The sequence below is a fragment of the Aeromonas sp. FDAARGOS 1415 genome (genome assembly GCF_019048365.1).
Lineage (GTDB): Bacteria > Pseudomonadota > Gammaproteobacteria > Enterobacterales > Aeromonadaceae > Aeromonas > Aeromonas taiwanensis.
Map to the genome: position 1 here is coordinate 580,531 of NZ_CP077363.1, position 14,443 is coordinate 594,973.

The following is a 14,443-nucleotide window of genomic DNA, read 5'->3' on the forward strand; positions in this document are numbered from 1 at the left end:
TGTGCCGTACTTGATTGTCATTCGGTCTGAATTCACGCTATATTGCCGATACACTTCGATCAATGGATTTATTGTCACCATGACAATCTGGACTCCGGACCTCACCCCCTTCGCCGGCCCCCTCTACCTCAAACTGGTGAAGGCCATCGAGCAGGCCATTCAGGACGGCACCCTGCCGCCCGAGACCCGACTGCCCACCCACAGGGCGCTGGCGGACAAGCTGGGGGTCACCGTCGGCACCGTCACCCGCGCCTATGGCGAGGCGGAGCGGCGCGGCCTGCTGGCCGCCCGGGTGGGGCACGGCACCTGGGTCAAGGGAGAGAGCGAGGATCCGGCCAACGCCTGGGTGATCCGCAAGGAGGAGGGGCACCGCATCGAGCTGTGGCAGAACCTGCCGGTGCAGCTGGATCGGGCCGCCATCATCCGCCCCATGCTGGCGGCAGTGGCGGACGGGGATCTCAACGCCCTGCTCGGCTACGACAAGGAGGCGGGCCAGCCCGCCCAGCGCCAGCTGTTCATCGACTGGCTGGCCGAGCAGGGGGTGGAGGGCCGCGAGGAGTACCTGCTGTTCAGCCACGGCGCCCAGCACGGCATCATGCTGGCCCTGCTGGCCACCGGCTGCGTGGGGGAGACCCTCTTTTGCGAGGGGCTCAGCTACCCCGGCATGCTGGGCAATGCGCGCCAGCTGAAGAACCAGGTGGTGGGGCTGGCGATGGACGAGGAGGGGCTGTTGCCCGAGGCGCTGGAGGCGGCCTGCCGCACCCGTCGCGCCAAGCTGCTCTACCTGACCCCCACCCTGCAGAACCCCACCACCGCCACCATGAGCCTGGCGCGGCGGGAGGCCATCGTCGCCATCGCCCGTCGCCACGACCTGCTCATCATCGAGGATGACGTCAACGGCCTGCTGCCCCAGCAGCCGGTGACGCCCCTGGTCAACCTGGCACCGGAGCGGGTCATCTACCTCGGCAGCCTGGCCAAGATCGCCTGCGGCGGTCTGCGGGTCGGCTTCGTGCTGACCCCGCCCCACTTGCGCGGCGCCTTCGCCCAGGCGATGCGACTGTCGAGCTGGATGGTGAGCCCGCTCCTCATCGAGCTGGCCTGCAAGCTGGTGAGCCAGCGCCAGATCATGCCATTGGTCGAGCAGCAGCGGCAGATCCTGGCACGTCGCGGCGAGCTGCTACGCCACCTCTTGCCGGGAGCCCGCTGGCAGGCGGGCTCCATGCACGCCTGGTTGCCGCTGCCGGAGCCCTGGCGCAGCCAGGAGTTCGCCGAGGCCGCCAACACCCTTGACGTCGGGGTGGCGAGCGGAGAACACTTCGCCGCCGGCCAGTTCGCCGCCCCCCAGGGGGTGCGCCTGAGCCTGAGCCAGCCCGCCACCGACGCCCGCGTCGCGGAAGGGCTGGAGCGGCTCGCCAGCCTGCTGCGCGCCACGCCGCCCACCAATCCCCTGCTATAGTCATTGACCCGGCCACTAGGAGTGAACATGTCTGTCATCCGCCCCGCCCTGCTGCTTGTCACCCTGTTGCTGGGAGGCTGCGCCTCCCCCGCCCATCAACAGCTGGGAGCAGCCCTGAGCGGACTGGAGGGGGAGCTGACGCGGCTGGAGGAGGAGCTGGCGGCCATGAACGGGTTGCACTACCAGAAGGCCATAGATGCGCCTGTGACCCTGCGCCGCCACCTCCAGGCCCCCGCTCCGACGGCGGAAGGGCTGGTGCCCGTGCAGAGCCGGCTGCAGGACGGCCCCCTGCTGCGCTACGACTACCGCCTGCCGGCCGGCATGGCCAGCCTGCCCCTCGACGAGCCCTGCCTGCGCTACGAGTTCGAGCTGCGCCACCTCGGTCGCCTCGGTCAGCTAGAGCTCGCCTGGCAGGGAGAGGGCCAGCCGGGCAGCCGCCTCATCCAGCAGCGCGACTGCCCCTTCTCCGCCAGGGGCCCTGGCCTGCAATAACCCGCCAGAACAGAAGAGGGGTTGGCCCAGGCCAACCCCTCTTGTCTATTTGAATGAGCAACACACCGCGCAAGGGACAAGGTCTCCGTTATGCGGCCCCGGATCACAGCAGACCGCGCACCAGGATCCCGGCGATCAGCAGCGGCGCCACCAGACGCCAACACCAGAGCAGGGCCAGGCGCAGCCCCGGCGAGAGATCCGCCGGCACCATGCTGTCCCCGAGCCGCCAGCCCAGCAGCAGGGTCAGCACCAGGCCGAACATCGGCATCATCAGGTTGGAGGTGAGGTAGTCCAGCAGATCGAACAGGGTCTTGCCGAACAGGGTGTACTCGGCCCAGGGGCCGAACGACAGACTGACCGGGATGCCACAGGCCATGATCAGCAGGGTCAGCACCCGGCAGGCACTGCGGCGCGACCAGCCCCACTCCTCGGTGGTGAAGCGCACCAGGTGCTCTAGCATGGAGATGGAGGAGGAGAGCGCCGCCACCAGCAGCAACAGGAAGAAGATCACCGCCAGCCCCTGCCCGAACGGCAGGTGGTTGAACACCGCCGGCATGGTCATGAAGGTGAGGCCGGGGCCGGCGGTCGGATCGATACCGGTGGAGGCGAGCACCGGGAAGATCATCAGCCCCGCCAGCACAGAGATGAGGCTCGCCAGCGTCACCACCCAGACCCCGGAGCGCAGCACGCCCTCACTGTTCGGCAGGTAGGCGCCATAGGTGGTATGTACCCCCAGGCCAATGGAGAGGGAGAAGAAGGCCAGCCCCAGGGCGTCCAGCACCCCCTGGCCGGTGAGCTGGCTGAAGTCGGGCAGCAGGAACTGGCGCACCCCGGCCATGGCCCCCGGCATGGAGAGACCGGTCACCACCAGCAGCAGCATCATCACGAACAGGGCCGGCATCATCCAGCGCAGCGCCCGCTCCACCCCCTTCTGCAGACCCCCCTGCACGAACCACCAGGTGAGCCCGGCGAAGATGAGGTGGGTGATGGCCGGCCAGAGGGGATCGCTCACGTAACCGGTAAAGAGCGCGGTGAGGGCGCTCGCCTCACCGAGGTTGAGCTCACCACCAATGGCCAGGGCCGCATACCCCACGGTCCAGCCCCCCACCACGCTGTAGAAGCTGTAGATGAAGAAGCCGCACAGGATCCCCATGTAACCCATCCAGCGCCAGTTCGGCCCCACCAGCTTGTGGAAGGCGCCGAGCACCCCGCGCTGGCTGCGGCTGCCGAGCAGGGTCTCCCCCACCAGCACCGCCACCCCCAGGGTGAAGCTGAACAGCAGAAACACCAGCAGGAAGGCACCACCGCCGTTGGTGGCGGTCACATAGGGAAACTTCCAGATGGCGCCAAGACCGATCGCCGAGCCGGCGGCAGCCAGCACATGACCGAGACGGGAAGACCACTGAACCTGGCTCATACAACCTCCGGGCAAGACAACATCACATCGATACTCCATGGGTAGACGCGCTCTGCGTCACAACAAAAAAGGCCGCCTGGCGGCGACCTTTGCAATGGGCATTCAGACAAACGGCACGTGCAAGGTCACCTCTCTTGCGAGCGTAAAAATCGGCCAAAGAGGGCGATGAGGGGTGACATGATACGCGCCGCCTGCACGGGAAAAGGGGCCACAGCCTAAACCATGGCAAGAGAAGTTGACAGTTATTCGTCAACAAAGGCACTAAAAATGGAATATAAAAACATAAAACAAAGATATTCATGATGAATACTTTGAATATCTTCTATTTTACAGACTTTTATATAGTGTCAATCCCGCAGGAGACATGCCCGGTCTGGCGCAATCCCCCGGAGATGCCCTGATGGCGGGCCCCGGGCCCGCCACTTGCCCTGCCTTACACCAGCCCGCGCACCAGGATGCCACCGATGAGCAAGGGGGCCAGCCAGCGCCAGCAGCCCATCAGCAGAGTCCGCCAGTGCGGTGCCAGCCCGGCAGGCAGCGCCCGGCGACCGAGCTGCCAGCCCAGCAGCAGCGTCAGGGCCAGCCCGAACAGCGGCATCATCAGATTGGAGGTGATGAAATCCAGCAGCTCGAAGATGTTCTTGCCAAACAGGGTCAGGGTGGCCCAGGGACCGAACGACAGGCTGACCGGGATGCCGCCCGCCATCACCAGGGCGATGACGAAGGTGCATGCCGCACGGCGCGACCAGCCCAGGCTCTCGCACAGGAAGCACTGCAAATGCTCCAGCAGGGAGATGGAGGAGGAGAGCGCCGCCACTACCAGCAGGGAGAAGAACACCACCGCCAGCCCCTGGCCGAAGGGCAGTTGCTGGAACACCGCCGGCATGGTCATGAAGGTAAGGCCCGGACCCGAAGCGGGATCGATGCCGGTCGCCGCCAGTACCGGGAAGATCATCAGGCCCGCCAGCACGGCGATGACGCTCGCCAGCAGCACCACCCAGAGGCTGGAGCGGCCGACCCCCTCGCTGGAGGGCAGGTAGGCGCCGTAGGTGGTGTGGATGCCAAGGCCGATGGAAAGGGAGAAGAAGGCCAGCCCCATGGCGTCCAGCACACCTGACATGCCGAGCTTGCTGAAGTCGGGCATCAGGAAGTGGCGCACCCCGGCCATGGCGTTGGGCAAGGTGAGGCCGAACGCCACCAGCAACAGGATCATGATGAAGAGGGCCGGCATCATCCAGCGCAGGGTGCGCTCCACCCCTTGCTGCACGCCGCCCCGCACGAACCACCAGGTCAATCCGGCGAACAGCAGATGGGTCAGCACAGGCCAGAGGGGATCACCGACGTAGTCGTTGAAACGGGCGGTCAGTGCCGCGCCGTCCCCCTGTTGCAGCTCCCCCGCCAGGGCCATGCCCGTGTACCCCAGGGTCCAGCCCCCCACCACGCTGTAGAAACAGAAGATGAGCAGGCTGCACAGCAGACCCATGGCACCGACCCAGCGCCAGCGCCTGCCCATCAGTTCACCAAAGGCTCCCACCACTCCACGCCGGGTCAGGCTGCCGATCAGGGTCTCCCCCATCAGCACTGCCACCCCCAGGGTGAAGCTGAACAGCAGAAAGACCAGCAGGAAGGCACCGCCACCGTTGGCGGCGGTGACATAGGGGAACTTCCAGATGGCGCCGAGACCGACCGCGGAACCTGCGGCGGCCAGGATGTAACCGAGCCGGGATGACCATTGGGACTGCTTCATAAGAACTCCACGCGAAGGGCCTGCCAGCGAGGCCCGAAATGGCGCTCAGAGTACGCCCGCAGGCGCGCAATCACTCGGCGTATATCCGATATAAAACTCAGTTTTTAGCATCATTAACCAATAAAATTCGGATAACCAACCAATCGTGCCACAAAATAAAAACCGGAGCGGGGATGCTCCGGTTTGTTGTCTGCCTGGGGCTGGCGGGATTAGATGACCCCCAGCTCCCGCAACCGCTCCATCAGATAGCTGTGGGCGGTGTGACGCTCGGAGAGCACCACGTCCGGACGGGGGTGCAGGAAGAGCGGCAAGGAGATGCGCGACTTGGCGGCACTGCCCCCGGTCGGGTTGATGACGCGGTGGGTGGTGGAGGGGTAGTAGCCGCGAGAGGCCTCCTGCAGCATGTCACCGATGTTGATGATGAGGGTGCCAAAATCGCAGGGCACATCCATCCACTCGCCATCGGACCCCTTCACCTGCAGGCCAGGTTCGTTGGCGGCGGGCAGTATGGTCAGCAGGTTGATGTCTTCGTGGGCGGCGGCGCGGATGGCGCCCGGCTCCTCGGTCCCGTCGAACGGCGGGTAGTGCAGCACCCGCAGCAAGGTCTTCTGACTCTCTTCAATCATGGAAGAGAGCGGGCAGCTGTAGTGGGCGGCGATGTCGCCCGGGGTGTACTGCTCCACCCAGCCCAGCAGCTCGGCAGCCAGACCGTTGGCGAGGCGGTAGTACTCCATCGCCTGCGCCTTCAGCTCTTCCGGCATCTGGCCCCAGGGGTAGATGTGGAAGTACTCCTTGATGTCCTTCTGGCTGTGCCCCTTGGCCACCTCGGACACCGAGGGCGGGAAGTAGCCGTCCTGGGTCTCGCGGTTGAACAGGAAATCCTGCTTCTGCTCGCTCATGAAGAAGCGATACCAGTTGTCATAGATGGACTGCACGAGTTCTTTCGGGATGGGGTGATTGGTCAGCACCCCGAACCCCGTGGTCCGCAGGGATTCGGTGAAACGCTCGGCCGCGTCGGGGGAGCGGTAATCGACGGTCAGGACTTTCATTGTTTTTTTGTTACATGCCAGTTAAAAGTAGGCGCAGTTTACCCTGCCTCCCCCGGCAAGAAAAGGTTGCCGACAGTCCATTCGCAACGGGTTGAAAATACTGACAAAAACATCATGACACCGCCTGGCAGCCCGGCCCTTGTCCCGGGCAGGCCTCCTCTTCTAGAATGCCTCTCCACCCTTACTCTCGGAGCCCCTTCATGTCCCCCAAGATCCTGCTGTTGACCCTCCCCTTGCTGCTCGCCGGGTGCAGCTCCCTGTCGGAGGAGGAGTGCCGTGCCATGAGCTGGTACAACCAGGGCTATCAGGACGGGGAGCAGGGCAAGACCCGGGCCGCCACCGGCGACTACAAGAAAACCTGCGGGGAGTACGGCCTCAGGGTGGACGAGGCCGAGTGGCAGCGCGGCTACGCCAAGGGGCTGGAGCTCTACTGCATCCCCGAGCTCGCCTACACCAAGGGGCGGGGGGGAAGCGAATACCTGGGGGTCTGCCCCAATGACACCAGCTTCCTCACCCAGTTCGAGCGCGGTCGCAAGGAGTACCTGCTGGAGCAGCGTCTCTCCGAACTGCAACAGGAGCTGGAGCGCACCGAGCGAAGCATCTACCAGTTCGATCAACAGATCCGCAGCGAGAGCGACAGCAAGCAGCGCGACTACTACCGTGCCCAGCGCGAGCGCGCCATTCGCCATTACGAGGGAGTGCGCCGTGAGTACAACCGCATCCGCTTCCCGGATCGGGTGATCCAGTTCTCCTTCGGGAGCTGACAAACAGAAAGGGGCCGACATGGCCCCTTTCTGTTTCTGCCGCTGTCTGTTTCTTCCCCTCAGGCGGGCAGGACCCAGCGCTGCAGCGCCAGAGCGATGCCATCCTCGTTGTGGTCGGCGGTGACCCGGTCGGCATGGGCCTGGATCTGGGGGGCCGCGTTGCCCATGGCCACCGCCAGTCCCACCTGTTCGAACATGCTGATGTCGTTGTTGTTGTCACCAAACGCCACCACGTCCTCCATCGCAATCCCTTCGCTCGCCGCCCACTGGGCCAGCCGGTTGCCCTTGCTGCAGCCGGGTTGCACCAGCTCCACCGCATAGGGGGCAGCCCAGTCCTGGGTGAAGGGCAACCCCTGCACCACCTCCCCCACGAAACGGTGCAGCCGGCCGGGATCCTGGTGAAACAGCTCCAGCTTCCAGATGGGGTGTTGCAGCCAGGCGTCGAGATCCTGGGCCGGCAACAGGGAGACCTTGAGGTGATCCGGCTGGTTCGCGGACCAGCGCCGCATCCGGCCCACGTGCTCCTCGCAGCCGAGGTAGCCGATGCCGTCCCCCAGATGGAAGAGCGCCCCCATCTCCTGGGACTGCACCTCGGCCAGCAGGGCGGTGAGGGGCGCCACCGCCAGGGGATCCCCGGCGAGGATCCTCTCCTGCGCCGGATCATAGAGGTAGGCACCGTTGCTGCAGATGATGGGGGTGTCGAGGGCCAGTTCGTGGTGGAAGGGGCGCGCCGTCATGAAGTGACGGCCGGTCACCAGCAGTACCTTGATGCCGTGAGCCCGGGCCTGGGCCAGGGCGGCCCGGGTAGCGGACGAGATCTTGTGATCCCGGGTCAGCAGAGTGCCATCCATATCCAGAGCAATGGCCTGATATTGCCTCATATCACCTCCAAAGAGTGGGCATCGCGGGGCGCATGATGGAGAAAGCGGTCGCCGGGCGACGGGGTAAATCGGAGCAAGAAGTCATACCGTCCCAGACTCGGCGCCGCGATGCAAGCCCGGGCTGCCGCCCCGGCGCCAATCTGTGATCCCGCCGCGTCGGGATCAGCCCGCCTCCGCGCACCCGGTGACGGCCTCTCTCCTGTCCGCCCGCCGGCGCAGCCCGTAGAAGCCGAGGGCACAGAGCACACCGCAGAGCGTCGCCAGGTAGAAGGGCCACTCGGTGCCCGCCAGCAACACCAGGCTGCCCAGCCCCACCGCCAGGATCTCGCTGCCCACCGCCAGGCCGCGATAGATCCCCATCGCCTGCCCCTGCTGGCTGGCATCACTGCGGTTGGAGACCGCTACCGAGGTCGCGAGCTCCCCCAGGCTCATGCCGATGCCGGCCGGGATGAAGGTGAGCGCCAGCCCCCACCACTGGGTCGGCAGGATGAATATCAGCATGCCCGCCGCCATCACCAGGTGGCCGACGATGCCAAGGGAGCTGCCGCGCCAGTGGCGTGCCAGCTGCTCCCCGATCCAGGAACCCAGCATCATGGGCACGCTCACCAGCACGGCGGCCTGGGCCAGCTGCACCGGATCCCAGGCGAGCCGCTCCACCAGCCAGACGTTGAAATAGGTGAAGTAGAGCTGCACCGCCCCGTAGCTTGCCAGGGTCAGCGCGAAGTAAGGTAGGAGGCGAGGTTGCAGCAGCAGCTGGCGGGTCGTGAGGGGAATGTCGTCCTGCACAGCCGACACCGGTGGCCGATTTGGCAGTAGCCAGAGCACCAGCAGCAGGTTGATCACCGTCATCCCCACCGCCAGCCAGGCCGCCAGGCTGTAATCCCCCGACACCACGGCCGCATAGCCCCCTATCATGGGGCCCAGCACCCAGCCCAGATTCATGCCGATGTTGATGCGGGCGAAGTTGCGCGCCTTGGTTTTCGCCGTGCTCATGTCTGCCGCCATGGCCTGCACGATGGCGATGTCGCCGTTGAAGAAACCCTCCACCACCCGGCTCAGCAGCAACAGCGGCAGGGAGCGCCAGGCGATCCCCAACGCCATCAGCACATATCCCGCCAGCACGCCCACCAGGCAGAGGGTCAGCACCGGCTTGCGGCCATGCCGATCCGACAGCTTGCCGAGCCAGGGGGCCCCCAGCAGTTGAAACAGCGGATAGAGCCCCATGATCACACCCAGCCACACCTTGCGGCTCCAGTCCGGCGCTTCCGGCGTCAGCATGCCCTGGGCCGGATCCAGCATCAGCGGTGCCAGCACGGGGGACGGCAGGCTGAATCCCGCCACCGCCAGCGTCACCGTCATGACCAGCACCCAGAGCGTCGCCTGTCCCTTGATCCCTTCCATGTCAGCTCCATTAAATAAAGTTATTTGTTTATTTATATTGTAAGGACTCGGGTATTAAGTAAAGCATATCGTTGATTTAAATGGGTCCCCTGCCCATAATGACCCTAGCCGGGCCTCTCAGACCCGATCTCCACAACCAGAGTCATCCCATGAACGCCAGCACCGACAAGATCCTCCATCTCCTGAAGACCCGGGGCCCCCAGAGCGCGGCCGCGCTCGGGGAGCAGCTGCAGATGACCTCCATGGGGGCGCGCCAGCATCTGATGACCCTGGAGTCTGAAGGCTGGGTGAGTTTCAGCGACGAGGCCCGCGGCCGTGGCCGTCCGGTGCGACTGTGGCAGCTCACCGAGCAGGCCTGGCAACGCTTCCCCGACACTCACGGCGAGCTGACTCTGCAACTGATCGACGACGTCAGGCAGTTGTTTGGTGAGGAGGGCATGGAGCAGCTCATTGCCCGGCGGGAGCAGCAGATGCTGCACCGCTATCAGGCCAGGTTGACCCAGCCGGCACTGGCGGATCGGCTCGCGGAGCTCAAGGTGATGCGCAGCCAGGAGGGCTATATGGCAGACATGTCACAGGAGGAGGACGGCAGCTGGCTGTGGTGGGAGAGTCACTGCCCCATCTGCAGCGCGGCCAGGGCGTGCCGGGGCTTCTGTCGCAGCGAGCTGGCGATGTTCCGCGCGCTGCTGGCGCCGGCCGAGGTGGAGCGGGAGCAGTATCTGCTGGACGGGGACAGGCGCTGCCTCTATCGCATCCGGCCGCCGCAGCCCTGAGTGAGCGGGCAGCAAAAACAACAAAGCAGGCGCCGGGATGCCTGCTTTGTTGCCTTCGGGGAGAGGGTGCTCTCGTTCCAGCCCGTCGCTTCCCGGTTGGGTCGAACGGCTGATGGGGTTGGTGACCCGGTAAGGTCCTTCACCACAGGCGCCTGGTTGGGCATCTGTCTTGCCACCGGAAGATGACACCATAGTACCCCCGGTCATGCGGTGAGTGGTTGTGAAGTAGCAGGTATTTTCAGTTGTTTTTGCAATAGTTCACCCTTAATCTAGGAAAAGTGGATTAGTAATTGCAACGAGGAACGGAGAATGCTGAAACTTGATCGTATAGACAGGCATATTCTGGAGTTGATGCAGGAGAATGGCCGCATCAGCAACCTGGAGCTGGCCGAGCTGGTCGGCCTCTCCCCCTCCCCCTGCTCGCGCCGGGTCAAGGCGCTGGAGGATGCCGGTCTCATCGACACCCATGTGACCCTGCTCAACGCCCGCCAGCTGGGGCTCACCCTCACTGCCTACATTCATATCTCCATGGACAGGCACACACCGGAGCGCTTCGAGAACTTCGATCGGGCCGTCAAGGATCTGCCCGAGGTGCTGGAGTGCGACCTCATCACCGGCAACGACGCCGACTACCAGCTCAAGGTGGTGGTGCGGGATATGGAACACTACCAGCACTTCCTGCTGGACAAGCTGACCCACATCTCCGGGGTGACCGGGGTGCGCTCGAGCTTCGTGCTGCGCCGCATCAAGCACAAGACGGCCCTGCCCCTCAATCACCTGGGCTGAGGGCCCGGCACCTAGGCTGACAGACACAAAATGCAAGAGGAGGCCATGGCCTCCTCTTTGTCGTCTCTGGCGCCGAGAGCCCGCTGTCAGGCCTCGACCGGGCTGACGTCCTGCACCTGCAGCAACCAGCCATTCTGCTCCTGCAGGGGTTCGCCGCTCAAGCGCAGGCGCTCGCCGGTGGAGACCCACTGCCCTTTGGGCAGGGCGACCTCCAGGCTCTCGCTGCCGTTGTCGAACACCCAGCGATCCGCCCCCAGGGACGCGATCAAATATCCTTCCATCTCCACTCTGGACTCGGCTTGCCAGGACGGGACCACGGTCTCGCGGCTCTCGATGAAATCCCCCTGCACGCCAAAACTGGCCAGTCCCCACAGAATGGAGAGCCCCACGATGGATGACTGCATCTCTCTCTCCTTTTCGTTTGGCACTTGAGGGCCAGTATGGGAAGAGAACAATGAGCGCACCATGAACAAGGCGCCAAAGTGCTGGCGAGATCGCGAAAAAAAACCGACCCCAGGGTCGGCTTTGTCATTTTATGGCGTCTTGATCACACTATTTGGCCGCTTCTTCTGCCATCCGCACGGCCCTTGGTTTATTCATCCACATGGCCACGCCGCGATGCGCCGCACAAATCCCCTCGTCGCTGATGGCCCTGACGCGAACGCCATCCTTGCAAACGGCCTGCCAGGCATCGGCATCGTCGATGCGCAGTTCGGAGGGGCCCTTGCCGGAGCCGGCACAGGCGCCCAGCAGGAGTGCAAACAAGGGGATCATGATCTTCATCGGATGACTCCAGACAGGAAAAGGGATCAGCGCCCCAGCTGAGCCGATACGCGATCGCAGAGCTGCTTGAGCTGGGCCAGCTCAGCATCGGCCAGATCCACCTGGTTGCGCAAGCTGTCCCCCAGGCAGCAGGCCCTGACCTCCTGTTGCAGCTGGCGCCCCGCCTCGGTCAGGCGGATGCATTTTTGCCGCTCGTCCTCGCGGGAAACGGTGCGGGTCAGCCACCCCTTGGTTTCCAGACGTTTGACGATGGGGGTCAGGGTACCCGCATCCAGCCCGGTCTCCTGGCCAATCTCCTTGAGGCTCACGTCGTCCCGGGCCCAGAGCGCGAGCATCACCAGGTACTGGGTATAGGTCAGGTCCAGCTTGTCCAGCAGTGGCCGATAGGCCCGCATAACCGCATTGGAGGCGCTGTAGAGGGCAAAACAGACCTGCTTTTTCAATTCACTCATGGGGCACCCCGCTGACGACTGGGGGCAGTATACCCCATGAGCAGTGAGGGCTGAATAATTTGCACGCAAGGCAGTTGGCCCACCAGCCCCCCATCCGGATGGGTGGTGGACAAGCCAGATCCCCGGGGCCATTGCTTGCGAAACGCCCTTATCCGTCCTAAGGTGGGCCCGTTTTTGGGGTGGAAGGCCCCCCGTCGTCGCACAGTCACAGCCAGGAGCGTCCCCATGTCTACTCCCTATCCCCGCGTCGGGGTCGGCGTCATCCTCACCAACCGCCAGGGCCAGGTGCTGCTCGGCAAGCGCAAGGGAAGCCATGCCCCCTACTGGTCCATCGCCGGCGGCCATCTGGAGCTGGGGGAGACCTTCGAGTCGGCGGCCATCCGGGAAGTGGCCGAGGAGACGGGCTTCGTCATCCACCATCCCCGCGTCATCGCCGTCACCAACAATCTGGAGACCTGGCGCGAGAGCGGCCTGCACTACGTCTCTGTCACCCTGCTGGCCGAGGTGGAAGGGGAGCCGCAACTGCTGGAGCCGGAGAAGTGCGAGGGCTGGGTCTGGTGCGACCCCAGGGTCCTGCCCGAACCCCATTTCGATGCCAGTCGCCAGTCCATCGCCTGCTGGCTGGCCAATCGCTGCTATCTGCCAACACCGAACCAGCCCACCCCATAAGCCATCGCCCGCTGGCTGGCGAACCGCGACTACCTGCCAACGCCGAACCAGCCCACCCCATAAGCCATCGTTCGCGGGGCGACACACTGCGCAAACGGGATAGCCCGAATAGTCATAACAGGTTCATCCCTTTGTCATATCATCCCGGCAGTGCCTTTGATAACGAGACAGGAGTGGTGGCGTGGGGCAGGTGTTTATTCAGTTTCTGTGGCTGGGGTGTGTCAGCTTTGGCGGGCCCGCTGCCCATATCGGTTATTTTCAGCGCACCTTCGTCGAGCGCCTGCGCTGGCTGACCCAGGCCGAGTTCTCCCAGTTGCTGGCCCTGTGCCAGCTGTTGCCCGGCCCCGCCTCCAGCCAGCTTGGCTTCGCCATCGGCCGCCACCGCGCCGGGTTCGGCGGCGCCCTGGCCGCCTTCGTTGGCTTCACCCTCCCCTCCTTCCTGCTGCTGCTGGCCGCCGCCATCGGCGTGGGCTATCTGGGCGCCAATGTCTGGCTGGACGCCGCCCTGCACGGCCTCAAGCTGCTGGCGCTCATCGTGGTGGCCGATGCCGTGCTCACCATGAGCCGCCAGTTCTGCAAGACGGGGCTGCAACAGGGGATCATGGTGCTTACCGCCGCCGCCCTCTGGTGGCAACCCGGCCTCCTGACCCAGCTCGTCATGCTGGCGGGAGCGGCCCTCATCTGCGCCCGGCAGGAAGGGCACGGGGCCGCTGCGCAGGCCAGCGCCCGGCGCCAACCCCACTGGCCCACCCTGCTGCTGTTCGCCCTGCTGTTCCTCGGCCTGCCGCTGCTGGGTGGCCCCCTCGGCCAGCTGGCCGCCGACTTCTATCGGGCGGGCAGCCTGGTGTTTGGCGGTGGCCACGTGGTGCTACCCCTGCTGCAGGAGAGCGTGGGGCACAGCCTCAACCAGCAACAGTTTCTGACCGGTTACGGGTTGGCCCAGCTGGTGCCGGGCCCCATGTTCACCCTGGCCACCTACCTCGGCGCCCAGTTGCTGCCCGCCACGCCCCTGGCAGGGGCCCTGCTCGCCACCCTGGCGCTCTTCCTGCCGGGGTTCCTGCTGCTGTGGGCCCTCGGGCCCTGCTGGCAGAGCTGGCTGGCCAGCCCCAGGCTGACGGGGGCGGTGACCGGGATCAACGCCGCCGTGGTGGGGCTGCTGCTGGCCGCCCTCTATCAGCCGGTGTGGCTGAGCGCCGTGCTGGCCCCCACCGATCTGGCGCTGGCCGCCCTCGGCTTCTACCTGCTGCGCGTGCAGAAACTGCCCATCCTGATCCTCGCCGGCCTGTTGACAGGGGCCGCCCTGCTGCAGGTCTGAATACGGCCACAACGAAAACGGCGCCCCTGCTGGCAGGGGCGCCGTTGTTGTCTCTCATGCCGGGCAGAACCTCAGGCGTCGGGATCGAAGTCCAGACTCAGGCTGTTCACGCAGTAGCGCTGGCCGGTCTCGGTCGGCCCGTCAGGGAAGACGTGGCCGAGGTGGGAACCGCACTGGCTGCAGGTGATCTCCACCCGCTTCATGCCGTGACTGTTGTCTTCGGTGTAGGTCACCGTCCCCTCGATGGCCCGGTCGAACGAAGGCCAGCCGCAGCCGGAGTCGAACTTGGCATCCGAGTGAAACAGCACGCTCTTGCAGCAGACGCACAGGTAGTCGCCACTCTTGCGGTTGTGCAACAGGGCACCACTGTAGGGACGCTCCGTGCCTTTCTCCCAGCAGACGTGATACTGCTCGGCGCTCAGCTTGTCGCGCCACTGTTCGGGGTTGTTACTGCTCAT

At 65.0% G+C, this 14,443-nt stretch carries 16 protein-coding genes; 7 read left to right on the forward strand and 9 right to left on the reverse strand.

Annotated elements, in window-relative coordinates:
- Positions 1 to 79 precede the first annotated feature (79 nt).
- Together I6L45_RS02710 and I6L45_RS02715 are read left to right on the forward strand one after the other, a co-directional pair.
- The gene (locus I6L45_RS02710; protein WP_216983392.1) at positions 80 to 1,456 is read left to right on the forward strand and encodes a PLP-dependent aminotransferase family protein; all 1,377 of its coding nucleotides are present in this window, start codon (positions 80 to 82) and stop codon (positions 1,454 to 1,456) included.
- A gap of 27 nt (positions 1,457 to 1,483) precedes the next feature.
- The gene (locus tag I6L45_RS02715; protein ID WP_216983393.1) at positions 1,484 to 1,948 is read left to right on the forward strand and encodes a hypothetical protein; all 465 of its coding nucleotides are present in this window, start codon (positions 1,484 to 1,486) and stop codon (positions 1,946 to 1,948) included.
- A 103-nt stretch (positions 1,949 to 2,051) separates the two neighbouring features.
- On the opposite strand, the gene I6L45_RS02720 is transcribed toward I6L45_RS02715, so the two are convergent.
- The 3 genes from I6L45_RS02720 to I6L45_RS02730 all read right to left on the reverse strand — a co-directional run bounded on the left by I6L45_RS02720 (position 2,052) and on the right by I6L45_RS02730 (position 6,161).
- Complete coding sequence (locus I6L45_RS02720) at positions 2,052 to 3,365, reverse strand: sodium-dependent transporter (protein ID WP_216983394.1); 1,314 nt, start codon at positions 3,363 to 3,365, stop codon at positions 2,052 to 2,054.
- Between the two features lie 433 nt (positions 3,366 to 3,798).
- Positions 3,799 to 5,112, reverse strand: a complete 1,314-nt coding sequence (locus I6L45_RS02725) for a sodium-dependent transporter (protein ID WP_216983395.1) — start codon at positions 5,110 to 5,112, stop codon at positions 3,799 to 3,801.
- 209 nt (positions 5,113 to 5,321) lie between these two features.
- On the reverse strand, positions 5,322 to 6,161 hold the full coding sequence (locus I6L45_RS02730) for an isopenicillin N synthase family oxygenase (protein ID WP_043757990.1): 840 nt from the start codon (positions 6,159 to 6,161) through the stop codon (positions 5,322 to 5,324).
- Between the two features lie 200 nt (positions 6,162 to 6,361).
- On the opposite strand from I6L45_RS02730, the gene I6L45_RS02735 reads away from it, so the two are divergent.
- Positions 6,362 to 6,925 carry a DUF2799 domain-containing protein gene (locus tag I6L45_RS02735; protein WP_210549556.1) on the forward strand — a complete coding sequence of 188 codons (564 nt, stop codon included), beginning with the start codon at positions 6,362 to 6,364 and terminating at the stop codon, positions 6,923 to 6,925.
- A 59-nt stretch (positions 6,926 to 6,984) separates the two neighbouring features.
- Here the strand turns inward: I6L45_RS02735 and I6L45_RS02740 are convergent, their stop codons facing one another.
- Positions 6,985 to 7,806, reverse strand: a complete 822-nt coding sequence (locus I6L45_RS02740; RefSeq protein ID WP_216983396.1) for a Cof-type HAD-IIB family hydrolase — start codon at positions 7,804 to 7,806, stop codon at positions 6,985 to 6,987.
- A gap of 162 nt (positions 7,807 to 7,968) precedes the next feature.
- Positions 7,969 to 9,207 carry an MFS transporter gene (locus I6L45_RS02745; RefSeq protein WP_216983397.1) on the reverse strand — a complete coding sequence of 413 codons (1,239 nt, stop codon included), beginning with the start codon at positions 9,205 to 9,207 and terminating at the stop codon, positions 7,969 to 7,971.
- Between the two features lie 149 nt (positions 9,208 to 9,356).
- Between I6L45_RS02745 and I6L45_RS02750 the strand changes: the two genes are divergently transcribed.
- Entirely contained in the window at positions 9,357 to 9,980 is a 624-nt protein-coding gene (locus tag I6L45_RS02750; protein ID WP_216983398.1) for a metalloregulator ArsR/SmtB family transcription factor, read from the forward strand.
- A 309-nt stretch (positions 9,981 to 10,289) separates the two neighbouring features.
- Positions 10,290 to 10,766 (forward strand): Lrp/AsnC family transcriptional regulator, encoded by a 477-nt coding sequence (locus I6L45_RS02755; protein ID WP_010672894.1) that lies wholly within the window; start codon positions 10,290 to 10,292, stop codon positions 10,764 to 10,766.
- Between the two features lie 86 nt (positions 10,767 to 10,852).
- Here I6L45_RS02755 and I6L45_RS02760 read toward each other — a convergent pair whose 3' ends face one another.
- The 3 genes from I6L45_RS02760 to I6L45_RS02770 form a co-directional block, all read right to left on the reverse strand.
- Positions 10,853 to 11,170, reverse strand: coding sequence for a hypothetical protein (locus tag I6L45_RS02760; RefSeq protein ID WP_216983399.1), 318 nt, complete (start codon positions 11,168 to 11,170; stop codon positions 10,853 to 10,855).
- A 148-nt stretch (positions 11,171 to 11,318) separates the two neighbouring features.
- Positions 11,319 to 11,549: a hypothetical protein gene (locus I6L45_RS02765; protein ID WP_210549554.1), complete on the reverse strand. Its 231-nt coding sequence runs from the start codon at positions 11,547 to 11,549 to the stop codon at positions 11,319 to 11,321.
- Positions 11,550 to 11,575: 26 nt separating this feature from the next.
- Positions 11,576 to 12,001: a MarR family winged helix-turn-helix transcriptional regulator gene (locus tag I6L45_RS02770; protein WP_043757962.1), complete on the reverse strand. Its 426-nt coding sequence runs from the start codon at positions 11,999 to 12,001 to the stop codon at positions 11,576 to 11,578.
- A gap of 225 nt (positions 12,002 to 12,226) precedes the next feature.
- Between I6L45_RS02770 and I6L45_RS02775 the strand changes: the two genes are divergently transcribed.
- Both I6L45_RS02775 and chrA read left to right on the forward strand, forming a co-directional pair.
- Positions 12,227 to 12,670 (forward strand): NUDIX hydrolase, encoded by a 444-nt coding sequence (locus I6L45_RS02775; protein ID WP_216983400.1) that lies wholly within the window; start codon positions 12,227 to 12,229, stop codon positions 12,668 to 12,670.
- A gap of 181 nt (positions 12,671 to 12,851) precedes the next feature.
- Positions 12,852 to 13,985 (forward strand): chromate efflux transporter, encoded by a 1,134-nt coding sequence (chrA, locus tag I6L45_RS02780; RefSeq protein ID WP_216983401.1) that lies wholly within the window; start codon positions 12,852 to 12,854, stop codon positions 13,983 to 13,985.
- Between the two features lie 71 nt (positions 13,986 to 14,056).
- On the opposite strand, the gene msrB is transcribed toward chrA, so the two are convergent.
- On the reverse strand, positions 14,057 to 14,443 hold the full coding sequence (gene msrB / locus I6L45_RS02785; protein ID WP_043757956.1) for a peptide-methionine (R)-S-oxide reductase MsrB: 387 nt from the start codon (positions 14,441 to 14,443) through the stop codon (positions 14,057 to 14,059).

Bases quoted from the DNA above. Each gene is read 5' to 3' on its own strand.
- I6L45_RS02710 (WP_216983392.1), top strand. From the start codon at position 80: ATGACAATCTGGACTCCGGACCTCACCCCCTTCGCCGGCCCCCTCTAC.
- I6L45_RS02715 (WP_216983393.1), top strand. From the start codon at position 1,484: ATGTCTGTCATCCGCCCCGCCCTGCTGCTTGTCACCCTGTTGCTGGGA.
- I6L45_RS02720 (WP_216983394.1), bottom strand. From the start codon at position 3,365: ATGAGCCAGGTTCAGTGGTCTTCCCGTCTCGGTCATGTGCTGGCTGCC.
- I6L45_RS02725 (WP_216983395.1), bottom strand. From the start codon at position 5,112: ATGAAGCAGTCCCAATGGTCATCCCGGCTCGGTTACATCCTGGCCGCC.
- I6L45_RS02730 (WP_043757990.1), bottom strand. From the start codon at position 6,161: ATGAAAGTCCTGACCGTCGATTACCGCTCCCCCGACGCGGCCGAGCGT.
- I6L45_RS02735 (WP_210549556.1), top strand. From the start codon at position 6,362: ATGTCCCCCAAGATCCTGCTGTTGACCCTCCCCTTGCTGCTCGCCGGG.
- I6L45_RS02740 (WP_216983396.1), bottom strand. From the start codon at position 7,806: ATGAGGCAATATCAGGCCATTGCTCTGGATATGGATGGCACTCTGCTG.
- I6L45_RS02745 (WP_216983397.1), bottom strand. From the start codon at position 9,207: ATGGAAGGGATCAAGGGACAGGCGACGCTCTGGGTGCTGGTCATGACG.
- I6L45_RS02750 (WP_216983398.1), top strand. From the start codon at position 9,357: ATGAACGCCAGCACCGACAAGATCCTCCATCTCCTGAAGACCCGGGGC.
- I6L45_RS02755 (WP_010672894.1), top strand. From the start codon at position 10,290: ATGCTGAAACTTGATCGTATAGACAGGCATATTCTGGAGTTGATGCAG.
- I6L45_RS02760 (WP_216983399.1), bottom strand. From the start codon at position 11,170: ATGCAGTCATCCATCGTGGGGCTCTCCATTCTGTGGGGACTGGCCAGT.
- I6L45_RS02765 (WP_210549554.1), bottom strand. From the start codon at position 11,549: ATGAAGATCATGATCCCCTTGTTTGCACTCCTGCTGGGCGCCTGTGCC.
- I6L45_RS02770 (WP_043757962.1), bottom strand. From the start codon at position 12,001: ATGAGTGAATTGAAAAAGCAGGTCTGTTTTGCCCTCTACAGCGCCTCC.
- I6L45_RS02775 (WP_216983400.1), top strand. From the start codon at position 12,227: ATGTCTACTCCCTATCCCCGCGTCGGGGTCGGCGTCATCCTCACCAAC.
- msrB (WP_043757956.1), bottom strand. From the start codon at position 14,443: ATGAGCAGTAACAACCCCGAACAGTGGCGCGACAAGCTGAGCGCCGAG.